The organism is Providencia sp. PROV_01 (assembly GCF_053098325.1).
On sequence record NZ_JBRFKD010000002.1, the window covers coordinates 115,185 to 116,853 of the forward strand.

Here is a 1,669-nt window from a genome sequence, read left to right on the forward strand (position 1 = left end):
GAGCCAACAATGAGCCAGCAAAATACTACCAAAGGCGTGTTATGTGCCTTAGGCGCCTATTTTATTTGGGGTGTCGCACCTATTTATTTTAAAAGTATCCAAGAAGTGCCCGCAGAAGAAATCCTGACTCATCGTATTATTTGGTCATTTTTCTTTATGATTTTATTATTAACCGTTTCACGCCATTGGAGTTATGTCCGCCAAGTACTGAAGCAACCAAAGAAAATATTAGTTCTTGGGGTGACGGCAACGACAATTGCATGTAACTGGTTAATTTATATTTGGGCAGTTAATAATGGTTATATGCTACAAGCTAGCTTAGGTTACTTTATTAACCCACTAGTTAACGTACTGTTTGGAATGCTATTTTTACAAGAACGTTTTCGCCGTATGCAGTGGATTGCTGTTGGTCTTGCACTAACGGGTGTATTGATCCAGCTTTGGCAATTCGGCTCAGTGCCTGTGATTGGTCTAAGTTTGGCCGTTACATTTGCTACCTACGGTTTATTACGTAAAAAATTAGGTGTCGATGCACAAACAGGGATGACATTCGAAACACTTTGGCTACTTCCTGTCGGTATTATCTTCTTATTATTTTTTGCAGATAGTCCAACTAGCGATATGGCAATGAATGATTGGCATTTAAATGCACTGCTGGTTGCCGCAGGTGTAATTACAACTGTGCCACTGTTACTATTTACAGAGGCAGCTAACCACTTAAGGCTGTCAACTCTAGGCTTTTTCCAATATATGGGGCCAAGTATTATGTTCTTACTCGCCGTGTTTATGTACGGTGAAGTGATGACACCTGAATTGTTAGTCACCTTTGGCTTTATCTGGGTTGCATTAATTTTATTTACATTAGATGCTTTATATACCCAGCAAAAACTGAGAAGAAAATAACGGATAACGGTTTTCAGAAACTCAGATGACCGATAAATAGCGTTAATATTAAATGCCGACTCTCGTTTTATATTTTAAACGAAGTCGGTGTTTCATTATATGGAACTTGAATAGTAAGTTTAATTAATGCAAATAGGCTATTTAATTTTATAGCCAATTCTTTGCCTGCCTCATAATAAATTAAGCTTAAATCAAATCTCGTTGTTCTTATCTATAATACCCATTGAGAAAAATAAATTTAACCATATAAAATCAATAAGTTAAACGAAAAAAATTCACCTTGATTTTCTATCCATAATGGCTATTATTTAATTTATCTTAAATCCACTTCAATTAATAAACATATCCATCAAACAACTCTTTGAAATAAAAGTAGTTGTTTATTTTTTTCAATTAATGATTGCTTAATAGGGACTTGGTAATTATATTGTACGCCGCTTGTATTCACCCCAGCGGATGGTGATGGTCCGATTCATCACTGACGTTTCATTAAAGTGCGCACGATGACATTTCATTTTAAAAATGTCCTGGTGCGAGGTTTTCTGAAATTGAATACAGCCGGTTCTAAAATTTAATTTAATACAATCATGTAGCGTTACGACTCTAAATAATTCGAAAATACAACTAGGCGGCAAGCAAAAGAGTCGCTAGGAGCATACAAAAGTATGTGACTAGTGCGAGCGAGCAAAGCCAACGACGTTGTGATTCGAAGTATGACGAGTACGACTCTAAATAATTCGAAAATACAACTAGGCGGCAAGCAAGG

General features: G+C 36.4%; 1 protein-coding gene. It reads left to right on the forward strand.

The window, feature by feature from the left end; genetic code table 11:
• Nucleotides 1-9: 9 nt before the first annotated feature.
• The gene (gene rarD, locus ACU696_RS01195; protein WP_004907370.1) at nucleotides 10-903 is read left to right on the forward strand and encodes an EamA family transporter RarD; all 894 of its coding nucleotides are present in this window, start codon (nucleotides 10-12) and stop codon (nucleotides 901-903) included.
• Nucleotides 904-1,669: the final 766 nt, after the last annotated feature.

What these genes read in the sequence shown, in the direction of transcription:
- rarD (WP_004907370.1), top strand. Translation starts at nt 10, where the DNA reads ATGAGCCAGCAAAATACTACCAAAGGCGTGTTATGTGCCTTAGGCGCC.